This is a genomic window from Actinacidiphila sp. bgisy145 (genome assembly GCF_057708125.1).
Window position 1 is genome coordinate 1 of record NZ_JBYIRL010000043.1, and the last position, 12,525, is coordinate 12,525.

Below are 12,525 nucleotides of genomic sequence, written 5' to 3' on the forward strand. Positions count from 1 at the left end.
TCTCTTTGTCCCCCCTCCCCCCCCCCCCGGGCCGCCGGCGTCAGGGCGCTGCGGGGCGCGGCGCCGGTAGACGGTCGGTACGAAGCCGGCCAGCAGGTGGGCCTCGATCGCGGCGGCGTCGGGGAAGCGCGCGGTGTCGAGCAGTTCGGCCGGGTCGCGGTCGGGGTTGTCGCTGTACATCGTCCGCGCCAGCGCGGTCATCAGCGGGGTGCTCAGCGCCTCGGTCAGGTGGGCGCCGGCCGGGCCCGCGGCCCGCGCCCGGTCCAGCACGTCGTTCCAGCCCCGCGGGGCGGCGGGGTCGAGCGGTCCGGGCGGCACCGGCACGGTGCGGGGCAGGTAGTCGCGCAGGTCCGAGGGTTCCAGGTCGCACAGCTCGATGACGACGGCCGACGCGAGGGGCGCGCGGGCCGCGGCCACCGCCCCGGCGAACTCGTCGCGGCGGCTGGTGAGCACCAGCGGCAGCACCGTGCGGTTCAGTTCCTGGAGTGCCTCGCCGCGCAGTTCCTCCGCGATCTCGTCGAAGCCGTCGAGCACCGGCAGGATCAGGTCGGCGTCGAAGAGGTCGGCGGCGAGCGGCTTGCCGCTGGGCAGCACCCGGGCCAGGTGCGGGTGGTCCCGGACCAGCCGGTCGACCAGCCAGTCCCGCAGGGCGATCGCGGTCGGGTCCCAGGAGCCGAGGCTGAAGATCACCGGCACCCGCTGGGCGTCCTCGCGCGTGTCCAGCAGGTCCAGGGCGAACCGCACCGCCAGGATCGACTTGCCCGAGCCGGCCCGCCCCAGCACCACCAGCCGCCCGGAGCCGATCCGCCGGTAGACGCCCGCGACCCGGCGCAGGTCGCCGCTGAGGTCGATGTCCGGCAGGGCGCCGCCGGGGGCGGTGCCCTGCGCGTTCTCCGTCCGGTCGGCGAGGCCGGTCGCCACGTGCTGCCAGCGCACCGGCAGCGCGTAGGGGTGGTGCACCCGGCGCTGGGCCTCCTCCTCACGCCAGCGGCGCTTGCTCTCCCGGGCCAGCCCGTCCGCCTCGTCGGCCAGCGGGCCCGGCACCCGCGCCCCCGCGGGTGCGGCCTGCTGCGCCGGTACGGGCGGGGGTTCGTCGCCGGAGCCGATGGAGGCCGCCATCAGCCGGCGGCGGTCCTCGGGGCCAGCCTCCAGCGCGTCGGCGAGGCGGGCGAAGGTGCCGCTGCGGTGGTCGAAGGGCTTGTCGTTCTCGATCCGGCCGATGGTCCGCTCGCCCAGCCCGGCGCGCTCGGCCAGCTGGAACTGCGTCATCCCCGCCTGCTTGCGCAGCCGACGCACCAGCGCTCCGAGTGTCTCCGCCACCACGTCGCCCTTCGTCTCCCCCCGTGACCTGGCCCCGCGCTCCGGGACGGTGAGCCTACCCCGACCGCCGCCCACCCGGGAGCAGGCGTTCCGGCCGCCCGTCGAAAGGGTGAACGGCCCTGGTAGGTACGGGCGTTGGACCGGCCCGGGGCGCAGGTCGGGGGCGGCCGTCGGGGGCAGCGGTCGGGGGCGGCGGTCAGGGGGACGGCGGAGCCGCCGGGCGGCTGTCGCGGGTCGCGTCGCGGCAGGAGACCCCGGTGCGCATGTTGCCGGTCGCGCCGCCGATCACCGCGTCGAGCCGGTCCCGGGTGCGCAGCAGGTCGGTGACGCGCCGGTCGACCTCGGCGCGCTCCTGGGCGAGGCGGCCGAGCAGTTCGGGGGTGGCGCGGCCGTCGACCACGCACGGCAGGAGTTCCAGGATGGTGCGGCTGGACAGCCCGGCGGCGTACAGCTCCTGGATCAGCCGGACCCGGTCGACGGCGCTGTCGGGGTAGTGGCGCTGGCCGCTGGGGCTGCGCTCGGCGGTGAGCAGCTGCTGCTCCTCGTAGTAGCGCAGCGCCCGGACGCTGACACCGGTCCGGGCGGCGAGGTCTCCGACACGCATGGCTGCTCCTTCCGCGGCCGCGGGCGCTCCGGCGGCTTGCCTCTCACGCCGACGTCAGGTTTTAGCGTAACCACGCCTCGCCGCATTCCGTGCGCGGCCGGGGTCCGCACCGAGGAAAGGCCCTCCCATGCCCACGTACGCCGCGACCGGTCTGACCGGTCCCGCCCTGGTCCCGACCGTGTCGGTCAGCCCCGTCGCGCTGCCCGCGCCGCACCGCGGCGCGGACCTGCCGGTCCGCGTCACCGCGCCGGTCACCGGCAGCGGCCTGCCGGTGGTGCTGTTCGCCCACGGCTTCGGCTCCGACCTCGACGGCTACGCGCCGCTGGCCGCCCACTGGGCCGCGGGCGGCTTCGTGGTGGTCCAGCCGACCCACCTGGACGCACGGCGGTTGGGACTGGCGCCGGACGACCCGCGCCGCCCGGGCCTCTGGCGGCAGCGCGTGCAGGACATGCGGGTGGTGCTCGACGCGCTCGGCACCCTGGAGGCGGCGGTGCCGGGCCTGATGGGGCGGGTGGACCGCACCCGGATCGTGGCGGCCGGGCACTCCTTCGGCGGGCAGACCGCGGGCCTGCTCATGGGCCTGCGGGTGACCGACCCGCTGACCGGCGAGGTGCCGGACCTGTCCGACGCGCGGGTGACGGCCGGCATCCAGATCGCCACCGCCGGGCGCGGCGGCGACACGCTGACGCCCTACGCCCGCGAGCAGTTGCCGTGGCTGCGCGAGCAGGACTTCTCGGCGCTGGCCGCGCCCTCGCTGGTCGTCGCCGGCGACGCGGACGAGCTGCCGCTGTCCACCCTCGGCCCGGCCTGGACCACCGACCCGTACACGCTGGCCCCGGCCGGCCGCAGCCTGCTCACGGTGTACGGCGGCCGGCACTCGCTGGGGGGCATCTCCGGCTACGCGGCGGCCGAGACCACCGACGAGAACCCGGACCGGGTCGCGCTCGTGCAGCACGTCACCCTGGCCTACCTGCGGGAGGTGACCGGCGCCGGCCATGACGACTGGGCCGTGGCCCGGGCCGCCCTGGCCGGCGCGTCGCATCCGCTGGGCCGGCTGGAGTCCAAGTGACCCCGGGCCCGGCCCGCCCGCCTCACTCCTCGACGGGGCCGAGGTCGGCGGCCTCGCGCAGGGCGACGGTGGTCCGGGCGGCGGCGTGCAGTTCCAGCACCACGACCTCGTTGGCGCCCGCGCGCAGCACCGGCGCCGGCACGTAGAGGGTGGTCTGCGGGCCGCGGGACCAGAAGCGGCCGAGCGGGAAGCCGTTGACCCACGCGTTGCCCTTGGTCCAGCCGGCCAGGTCGAGGTGGGTGTCGGCGGGGGTCTCCACGTCGAACACGCCGCGGTGGAAGGCCGGGCCGACGACCGGGCCGACGGCGGCGGCGAACTCCAGGCGCTCCAGGTCGGCGGGGGTGAGCGGCAGCGGGCGGCTGGTCCAGCCGCGCAGTACCTCGCCGTCCAGCCGGGCCTCGCCGAGCAGGCCCTTGCGGTCGTGCAGCGCCTGGCCGTAGTTGACCCGGCCCTGGTTCTCCACCAGCACCTCCAGGCGGGCGCCGGCCCGCGGCACCGTGAAGGCCAGGGCCGGTTCGTGGCCCTCGCGCTCCAGGACGCCGGCCGGCTGCCCGTCGACGAAGACCTGGGCGCGGTCGCGGACGGCGTCGAGCGTGAGCACCGCGGGGCCCGGCGCGGGCAGTTGCGCCTGGTAGAGCACGAAGCCGAAGTCCTGGCCGAGTTCCTCCATGGTCAGCGGGCGCGGGCCGGCCACCGCCTGGCCGAGCAGCGGCGCCTGCGTGAGCAGCGGGGCGGTGCGGTCCAGGGTGACGCCCAGGGCGCTGAGCTTCTTCGCCGGCAGCGGCGCCGGCTCGTCGGGGACGGGGGCGTGGCGGGCGATGACCTCGCGGAAGGCGGCGTACTTCGGGGTGGGGTCGCCCGCCTCGTCCAGCGGCGCGTCGTAGTCGTAGGAGGTGACGGTGGGCCGGTAGGTGTGCTTGTCGTTGGCGCCGTTGGTGAAGCCGAAGTTGGTGCCGCCGTGGAACATGTAGAGGTTCACCGAGGCGCCTGAGGCGAGGATCGCGTCGAGTTCCGCGGCGGCGCCGGCCGCGTCGCGTACGACGTGGACGCCGCCCCAGCGGTCGAACCAGCCGTTCCAGAACTCGGTGACCATCAGCGGGCCCTGGGGCTGGTGGGCGCGCAGCGCGGCCAGGCCGGTCGCGGCGCGGCTGCCGAGGTTGACGGTGGCGAGCACGCCGGGCAGGGCGCCGCGGGCGAGGTCGCCGGGCTGGTCGCAGGTGAACAGCGGCACGTCGATCCCGCCGGCCAGCAGCAGGTCGGCGATCCGGCGCAGGTGGCCGGTGTCGTCGCTGTAGGCGCCGTACTCGTTCTCGACCTGGACGGCGATGACCGGGCCGCCGCTGGTGGCCAGGTGGGGGGTGACGGCCGGCAGCAGCGCCTGGAAGAAGTGCTCGACGGCGGCCAGGTAGGCGGGGTCGTTGGTGCGCAGGCGGATGTCGGGCTCGGCCAGCAGCCAGGACGGCAGGCCGCCGCCCTCCCACTCGGCGCAGATGTACGGCCCGGGGCGCAGCAGGACGTGCAGGCCCTCGGCGGCGGCCAGGTCGAGGAAGCGGGGCAGGTCGAGGATGCCGGTCAGGTCCAGCTCGCCGCCCTTGCGGGGCTGGTGGAGGTTCCACGGCACATAGGTGTCGATGGTGTTCAGGCCCATCAGGCGGGCCTTGCGCAGCCGGTCCGCCCACTGCTCGGGGTGGACCCGGAAGTAGTGCAGGCCACCGGAGATGATGCGGAACGGTTCGCCGTCGAGGCGGAAGCCGTCGGGTTCGATCCGCAGTTCCTTGGGCATGGTGTCCTGCTCCTTCCGTGGAGCGTAGTCGAAGCAAGGGGGCGATGGTTGCGTAACCATCACCGGGGTGGGGCAGGCCGGGCGCGCACGGGGGCCGGGCGGCGCCTGCTGGGGGTGTCGGGGCGGTTCGGGGCGGGTGCGGCTCAGCGGGCGCTGGGCGGCGGGGCGGTGCTGGCGCGGGTGACCAGCCGGGTCGGCACCAGCGTGGTGCCGGTGGCCTCCCGGTCGTCCCGTATCTGCTTCAGCAGCTCCTCCACGCAGCGCCGCCCGACCTCGGAGAAGTCCTGGTGGACGGTGGTGAGCGGGGGCAGGTAGGAGCCGGCCTCGGGCACGTCGTCGAAGCCGACGACGCTGATGTCCTCCGGCACCCGGCGGCCGTGCTCGTGCAGGGCGCGCAGGACGCCGAGGGCCATCTGGTCGTTGGAGACGAAGACGGCGGTGCAGTCCGGTTCCTGGGCGAGCTGGAGCCCGGCCTGGTAGCCGGAGTCGGCCGTCCAGTCGCCGCGCAGCGGCTCGGGCACCTGGCGGCGGCGGGACTCCAGGGCGGAGCGCCACGCCTCCACCCGGCGTTCGGCGGAGTAGGAGTAGGACGGGCCGGCGACGTGCCAGACGGTGTCGTGGCCGAGTTGCAGCAGGTGCTGGACGGCGGCCTGGGCGCCGCCGACCTGGTCGGTGTCGACGACCCGGTAGCGGTCGCCGGCGTTGGAGTCCGCGACGACGGCCAGCGCGCGCGGCGGCAGCGTCACCGTGGAGGCGTCCAGCAGGTGGGCCTCCATCAGCATGATGATGCCGTCGACGGCGAGTTCTCCCATCCGGGTGAACGCGCCGCGCACGCTGTCCTGGGTGGCGGCGGCGACCGGCAGGAGGGTGATGGCGTAGCCCTCGGCCGCCGCGGAGGTCGCGATGGCCTCCAGGGTGCGGGTGTTGCCGGTGGTGGAGATGTTGAACAGGATGACGCCGATGGTGTGGAACCGGCCGCTTTTGAGGGCGCGGGCAGCGGAGTTGGGCCGGTAGCCCAGCTCCTTCATCGCGGCCAGCACCTGCTCGCGGGTGGCGTCCACGACGCCGGGGGCGCCGTTGGACACCCGCGAGACGGTCTGCGCGGAGACCCCCGCGAGCCGGGCCACGTCCGCCATGGACGCGCTGCGGCGGCGCCGTCCGCCGGCCGCCGGCCCGGTCCGGAGCGGGGCGCTGCCGCCCTGCTCGGCTGTTTCGCTCTCGGTCACTTGCTGCCTGCACCTTCACCCGCTGGCCGGGCTCTTACGAATGGCCGATGTCACAGTCTACGGATGGCGCCGGCGCCCGGCCGGGGCGGCCGCCTTCGCGGGCCGCTCCGACCGCTGCGGAGCCCGCCGTTCGGGCCGGGCTCCGCAGCACCGCTGCCGACGTGACGTCACTTCACGGTGAAGCCCTGCTCCTTGCCGTAGGCGATGGACTTGTTCTGCCATGCCTCGAGCGCGGACTTCAGCGGGGTACCGGAGGTGTACGCCTTGCCGACGGAGTCGTTGAAGACGGAGTTGGCGTAGACCTGGTAGGGCAGGTAGGTCCAGCCGGACACCACGTTCTTCGCGGACTGGGCGAAGATCTTGTTCGCCTGCTGGCCGCCGAAGTACGGGAACTTCTGGTCCTGGAAGGACGCGGAGTTCAGGTCCGCGGTGGTGGCCGGGAAGGCGCCGGCGTCGATGCGGGTCTTCACCCCGGCGCCCTGGTTGGCGTACTGCAGGAAGGCGTAGGCCAGGTCCTTCTTGCTGCCGGCCTTCATCACCGCGAGCGAGCTGCCGCCGTTCTCCGCGCTGGCGTTGGCGCCGGACTGCCACTGCGGCAGCGCGGCGACCCGCCAGTCACCCGCGGCGTCCTTGACGCCGGAGGCGAAGTTGGCCGGCATCCAGGCGCCGGTCGCCAGGGTGGCGATGGTGCCGTCGCCCAGGCCCTTGTACCACTGGTCGGTCCAGCCGGTGGTGGGGGCGAGCAGGTGCTCGGAGATCAGCTGCTGCCACACCTTGGTGTAGGTGGCGGTGCCGGAGTCCTTGGAGAAGTCGACCGACACGTTGCTGCCGTCGACGGTGTACGGCTTGCCGCCGGCCTGCCAGATGAGGCTGGTGGTCTCGCCCGCGTCACCGGTGTCGTTGGCGATGTACGCCTTCGGGTTGGCCTTGTGCAGCTTGCGCGCGTCGTCGAGGTACTGCTGCCAGGTGGTGGGCACCGGCAGGTCGTACTTGTCGAAGACCTTCTTGTTGTAGAACAGCGCCATCGGGCCGGAGTCCATCGGCAGCGCGTAGACGCCGCCGTCTACGTTGACCGAGTTCCACGGGCCGGTGGAGTAGGTGCTCTTGAGGTCCTTCGCACCGTAGCTGCTCAGGTCGGTGAGGGACTTCGACAGCGCGAACTGGCCGAGCGCGTAGTACTCGATCTGCGCGACGTCCGGGACGCCCTTGCCGGCCTCCACCGCGTTCTGCAGCGCGGTGTACTGGTCGTTGCCGGTACCGGCGTTGACCAGGTTGACGTGGACCTTGGGGTACTTCTTCTCGAAGTCGGTGACGACCTGCTTCAAGGTGGGCTCCCAGGCCCAGACCGTGATCGTCCCTCCCTTGGCCAGCGCGGACTTCACGTCCGAGGCGGACGTCTTGCCGCCGGACGAGCTGGAGCCGGACGAGCCGCAGGCGGCCAGGCCGACGGAGGCGGCGCAGACCAGGGCCACCGCCCCGGCGTAGCGGGAGAGCTTGGTTCTCATTGTTGTCACTCCGTTGTGCGTGATGAGGGTGCTGAGGCGTGCGGACGTGCTGGTCCTGGGGTGGCCCGGGCGGGTCACTCCTTGACGCTTCCGGCGGCCAGGCCGGACTGCCAGTAGCGCTGGAGGAGGAGGAAGGCCGCGATGAGCGGGATGATCGTCAGCAGCGAGCCGGTGATCACCAGGTTGAAGACGGGCTGGCCGCCGGCGGTGGCGGCCTGCGCGTTCCAGGCGTTGAGGCCGATGGTCAGCGGGTACCAGTGCGGGTTCTTGATCATGATCAGCGGCAGGAAGTAGTTGTTCCACGTCGCGACCACGGTGAACAGCAGCACCGTGACGATGCCGGGGGCCAGCAGCGGCAGGGCGATCCGGAAGAAGGTGCGGATCTCGCCCGAGCCGTCCATGCGGGCGGCCTCCAGCAGCTCGTCGGGGATCGCCTCGGAGGCGAACACCCACATCAGGTACAGGCCGAACGGCGAGATCAACGACGGGATGATCACCGCCCAGGGGGTGTCGGTCAGCCCGAGCTTGCTGAACATCAGGAAGGTGGGGACGGCCAGCGCCGCGCCGGGCACGGCGACCGCGCCGATGACGACGGCGAAGACCGCGCGCTTGCCGGTGAAGTCGAACTTCGCCAGGCCGTACCCGCCGAGCACCGCGAGGAACGTCGCGCCGCCCGCGCCGACCACCACGTACAGCAGGGTGTTCAGCAGCCAGCGGACGAAGATGTGGTGGTCGTAGGTGAGCGTCTGGTGGATGTTGTCCCACAGCGCGAAGTGGCCGCTGAACCACAGGCCGAAGGAGCTCATCAGCTTCGGCTGGGTCTTGCTGGCGTTGATGACCAGCCAGGCCAGCGGGACCAGCGTGTACAGCACCACCAGGGAGGTGAGCACCGTCATCAGCACGCTGCGCCGGGGCTTGTCGGAGGAGTAGCCGCGCCGCTTGGGGCGGGGTCGCACGCGCAGCGGGACCGGCTGGTCGCGGCGGGCGGGGGCGGTGTCGGCGGCCACGGTTCAGTTCTCCTTGCGCATGCCGCGCAGCTGCACGGCGTAGGCGACGATCATGGTGACGATCCCCATGAGGATCGCGACCGTGGCGGCGTAGTTGTGCTGGCGGCCGCCGAAGGACAGCGAGTACGTGTAGAGGTTCGGCGTGAAGAACGTGGTGATCGCGTTCGGCGCCAGGCTCTTGAGGATGCTCGGCTCGTTGAACAGCTGGAAGCTGCCGATGATCGAGAAGACGGTCGCGATCACCAGGGCGCCGCGGATCGCCGGGATCTTGATCGAGCGGATGACCCGCCACTGGCCGGCGCCGTCGATCGCGGCGGCCTCGTACAGGGAGGAGGGGACCACCCGCAGGGCCGCGTAGAAGATCAGCATGTTGTAGCCGACGAACTCCCACGTGACGATGTTGCCGATGCTCAGCAGCACCCAGTGCGGGCCGAGCGGGTCGGGGATCGAGGTGTGCAGGTGGTCGTTGATGCTCTGCACCAGGCCGAACTGCTTGCCGTACATGAAGCCCCACATCAAGGTGGCGACCACGGCCGGCACCGCGTAGGGCAGGAAGATCGAGATCCGGAAGAAGTTCTTGCCGTACAGCCGGCCGCTGTCCAGCGCCAGCGCCACCAGCAGGGCGATGCCGAGCATGATCGGCACCTGGACGACCAGGAACAGGCCCACCCGGCCCAGGCCCGACCAGAACTCGTGGTCGTGCAGCGCCTGGGTGTAGTTGTCCAGGCCGACGAAGTGGTTGCCGCCGATCAACTGGTTGCGGTACAGGCTCAGGTAGATCGAGTAGGCGATCGGGGCGAGGAAGACCAGCGCGAACACCGCGACGAACGGGGCCACGAAGCCCCAGCCGATCCAGCGCCTGCTGCGCGCCGGCCCCCGGGGGCGAGAACGCGCGGGCGCCGGGCCGCTCCGCGCCGTTGCGGGTGCACTACTGGCCATGTCGAAATCCCCTGACGTCTTAGCAGACGATCGTGTCCGTCGTCGCACGCCGATGGTTACGCAACCATTGCGCATCTGGCAACCCTTGGCCGGCATGAAATTTTCCACATTCGCTCCAAAGCGGACAAAATCTCGTGCGTTTTGCTCGTCGGGGGCGGCTCGGCGCTCCCCTGAGGCGCCACCAGGCTCTCTTGACAAGGGGCTTCACCGGCGGTCCGAGCCCACCCAGGGCGCTGGGCGCGCCCCGGGTCCGCCATCGTCCTGGGGTGTCGCGCGGCGGTGGAAGCGGCAACGTCCGAGGTCACAGGGTGCGGGGCCGCGCGGGCGGGCTCGGGGGCGAATGCGGCCCGGCCGTGATGGTTGCGTGATCATCGTGGAATGGCGGCAGCGGCGAGCACGGGCGAATGTCCGTTATATGACCGTGATAGAGCGGTGATACGACGGCGATACGACCTCGGCCGGGCACAGGGGGCGCCGCCGGAAGTGCGTTCCCGGGCAGCACAAAGGCCCGACCACTCCCCCCGATCACCGCCCTGACGAGGGGCGTTGCCTCACCGGCGGCCGGAGCCGGGGTGAAGTCGGGGATGCGGTCGAGCCGTTGACGAGAGGTGTTTACGCAATCATCCCTATTGCGGCCGCCGCGTCAGGTGCGGGCCGCGAGGATCGGTTCACTGTACCTCAGTTGATGCTGTTCATCGGCGGAATCGGCGTCTGCGTGTGGTTGTACGGCAGCAGTGCGTCCCGGTCGGGCGCACCCCGCCGGTGGGCGTCCGGGTCGTCGTACTTCGCCATCCGCCGCCGCTGCGACATCATGTCCAGCACCCGGCTGCCCTTCCGCGCGAGCCACTCCTTCATGGTCCCCCCGTTTCCTCGATGTGCCGATCACCCGCGTCATACCCGCCGCCGGCCCCGGCAACCCTGCGCGGCCGCCCTCATGCGCGGGGCCTGGTCGCGAAGACCCAGCGGTTGCCCTCCAGCGCGTCGTTGGACTCGGGGAGCGGTCCGCGGCCGTGCTCGCGGGTGAACTCGAACGGGGTGCGGACCGAGGTGTGCCAGCCCCGGGCCGCGAGCGCGCCGGCGGAGTCGGGGCGCTGCTCCCGGGCGAAGAGGCCGAGCAGGTCGATGCCGATCTGCCGGTGGGTGGCGACGTAGAGCGGGCTGGTGCGGTACTCCAGCAGGTCCGGTTCGAGCTTGACCTCGAAGGCGAGCGCGCTGCCGGGGGCGGTCAGGTGGTCCACGGTCTCGATCAGGGCGGTCTCGGCTGCGCCGGGCAGGTAGAACAGCAGCCCTTCGGCGAGGAAGGCGCTGGGGGCGGCGGGGTCGAAGCCCGCGGCGGTCAGCGCGCCGGCCCAGTCGCCGCGCAGGTCCGCCGGGACGGGGACGCGGGCGGCCCGCGGGGTGGCGGCGAGCCCCGCGAGCACCTCGTGCTTGAACGCGAGGACGCCCTCCCGGTCGAGTTCGTAGACGGTGCAGCCCTCCGGCCAGTCGAGCCGGTAGGCGCGCGAGTCCAGCCCGGCGCCGAGCAGCACCACCTGCCGGGCGCCGCCGGCGTGCACCGAGCTGAGCAGGAAGTCGTCCAGGACCCGGGTGCGCAGCCCGAAGTAGCGGGCGAACCGGCCCCACAGCGGGTCCGCGTCGCCGTCGGGCACCTCACCGATGCGCAGCGGCCAGTCCGCGCAGGCGGGTGCGGCGCGCACGAAGTGCTCGGCGAAGACGTCCTGGGCGAGGCTGTCGCGGCGGTGGGTCTCGATCGCGCGGGAGGCGGCGACCAGGAGCGCGGTGCGGCCGACGCCTCCCTCGACGTCTCCCCCGGCGCTGTGCCGGAGTGCGGTGCTGGCCATATGGGTGCTCCTTGGGGTGAGCGGACGGGTGGGCGGCGGTGCGGGTGGGCGGAGGTGCGGGCGGGGCGGGGTACGGCGCTGCGGCCTGGGCGTACGGCGGCGGGCGCTGGGCGCGTACGGTTCAGCGGCCGCGGCCCTCCGGGATCAGCACGGGCTTGACCACGCGCCCCGCGTCGCAGTCGCGTTCGGCGTCGTTGACCGCGGCGAGCGGGTAGCGGCGGATGAGCCGGTCGAAGGGGAAGCGGCCGGCGCGCCACAGCCCGATCAGCCGCGGGATGAGCACGCCGGGCACCGCGTCGCCCTCGCAGATGTGGGAGATCCGCCGGCCGCGGTCCAGCGCGCCCACCTCCAGCGGCAGGGTGCGGTGCAGCCGTGCCACCAGCCCGAGGTGGCCGGTCGGGCGCAGTGCCCACAGCGCGTTGTTGATCAGCCGGGCCGAGGCGGTGGTGTCCAGGGCGCAGCTCGCGCCGCCGCCGGTCAGCCGCCGGATGCGCCCGGCCAGGTCGGAGGAGGTGGCGGGCAGCGCGGTCGCGCCCAACTGCTCGGCGAGCGCGAGCCGTTCGGGGTGCCGGTCGACGGCGACCACATCCGCCCCTGCGGCGACCGCGGCCATCACCGCGGCCAGGCCGACCGCGCCCGCGCCGAGTACCGCGACGCTGTCGCCGGGTCCGGCCCGGAAGGTGTGGAAGACCGCGCCCGCGCCGGTGAGGAAGCCGCAGCCGAGCGGCCCGAGCAGTTCGACCGGCAGCGCGGGGTCGACGCGTACCGCGTTGCGGGCGGCGACCACCGCGTACTCGGCGAACGCGGACTGGCCGAACCAGCGGGGGGCGAGCGTGCCGCCGGCGGCGTCGGTGAAGCGCGTCGCGTGCTCGCGGCGGCCGCCGAAGAGGTTGAGCGCGGCGAAGGAGTCGCAGTAGGCCGGCGCGCCGCCGGCGCAACTGCGGCACCGGCCGCAGGAGTCGAAGCTGAGCACCACGTGGTCGCCGGGGTCCAGCCCGGTGTCGGGGCCGCCGGTCTCCACCACGACCCCGGCGCCTTCGTGGCCGAGTACGGCCGGCAGCGGGGAGCGGCCGGCCGATCCGCGCACGGCCAGGTCGGTGCGGCACATCCCGCACCCGGCGATCCGGACCAGGACCTCGCCGTCGGCGGGCCCGGACCGCAGCACCACCTCCTCCACGGCGAACCGGCTCTCGTACGAGCGCAGCACCGCGGCGTCGAACGTCAGCGCCAC

Annotated in this window: 11 protein-coding genes; 1 reads left to right on the top strand and 10 read right to left on the bottom strand. The window is 73.3% G+C overall.

The features are described from left to right. Both AC3ERT_RS30150 and AC3ERT_RS30155 read right to left on the bottom strand, forming a co-directional pair. Positions 1–1,320: helix-turn-helix domain-containing protein (locus AC3ERT_RS30150; RefSeq protein WP_435177971.1), on the bottom strand; the 1,320-nt coding region annotated here is incomplete at its 3' end. 196 nt (positions 1,321–1,516) lie between these two features. Beyond that, positions 1,517–1,924: a MerR family transcriptional regulator gene (locus AC3ERT_RS30155; RefSeq protein WP_335972252.1), complete on the bottom strand. Its 408-nt coding sequence runs from the start codon at positions 1,922–1,924 to the stop codon at positions 1,517–1,519. A 127-nt stretch (positions 1,925–2,051) separates the two neighbouring features. On the opposite strand from AC3ERT_RS30155, the gene AC3ERT_RS30160 reads away from it, so the two are divergent. Further along, positions 2,052–2,993, top strand: a complete 942-nt coding sequence (locus AC3ERT_RS30160) for an alpha/beta hydrolase family protein (RefSeq protein ID WP_435177973.1) — start codon at positions 2,052–2,054, stop codon at positions 2,991–2,993. A 22-nt stretch (positions 2,994–3,015) separates the two neighbouring features. Here the strand turns inward: AC3ERT_RS30160 and AC3ERT_RS30165 are convergent, their stop codons facing one another. From AC3ERT_RS30165 to AC3ERT_RS30200, 8 genes are all read right to left on the bottom strand, one after another. Further along, positions 3,016–4,776, bottom strand: coding sequence for a glycoside hydrolase family 35 protein (locus AC3ERT_RS30165; RefSeq protein ID WP_435177975.1), 1,761 nt, complete (start codon positions 4,774–4,776; stop codon positions 3,016–3,018). Positions 4,777–4,919: 143 nt separating this feature from the next. After that, complete coding sequence (locus AC3ERT_RS30170) at positions 4,920–5,912, bottom strand: LacI family DNA-binding transcriptional regulator (RefSeq protein ID WP_435130751.1); 993 nt, start codon at positions 5,910–5,912, stop codon at positions 4,920–4,922. Positions 5,913–6,169: 257 nt separating this feature from the next. Then, entirely contained in the window at positions 6,170–7,507 is a 1,338-nt protein-coding gene (locus AC3ERT_RS30175) for an ABC transporter substrate-binding protein (protein WP_335972255.1), read from the bottom strand. Between the two features lie 74 nt (positions 7,508–7,581). Then, positions 7,582–8,469 carry a carbohydrate ABC transporter permease gene (locus AC3ERT_RS30180; RefSeq protein ID WP_335972982.1) on the bottom strand — a complete coding sequence of 296 codons (888 nt, stop codon included), beginning with the start codon at positions 8,467–8,469 and terminating at the stop codon, positions 7,582–7,584. Between the two features lie 48 nt (positions 8,470–8,517). Beyond that, positions 8,518–9,453, bottom strand: a complete 936-nt coding sequence (locus AC3ERT_RS30185) for a carbohydrate ABC transporter permease (protein WP_335972256.1) — start codon at positions 9,451–9,453, stop codon at positions 8,518–8,520. A 678-nt stretch (positions 9,454–10,131) separates the two neighbouring features. Continuing rightward, entirely contained in the window at positions 10,132–10,308 is a 177-nt protein-coding gene (locus AC3ERT_RS30190; RefSeq protein ID WP_335972257.1) for a hypothetical protein, read from the bottom strand. A 77-nt stretch (positions 10,309–10,385) separates the two neighbouring features. Further along, positions 10,386–11,294: a class I SAM-dependent methyltransferase gene (locus tag AC3ERT_RS30195; protein WP_435177977.1), complete on the bottom strand. Its 909-nt coding sequence runs from the start codon at positions 11,292–11,294 to the stop codon at positions 10,386–10,388. Between the two features lie 121 nt (positions 11,295–11,415). Continuing rightward, positions 11,416–12,519, bottom strand: coding sequence for an NAD(P)-dependent alcohol dehydrogenase (locus AC3ERT_RS30200; RefSeq protein ID WP_435178033.1), 1,104 nt, complete (start codon positions 12,517–12,519; stop codon positions 11,416–11,418). Between the last annotated feature and the right edge of the window lie 6 nt (positions 12,520–12,525).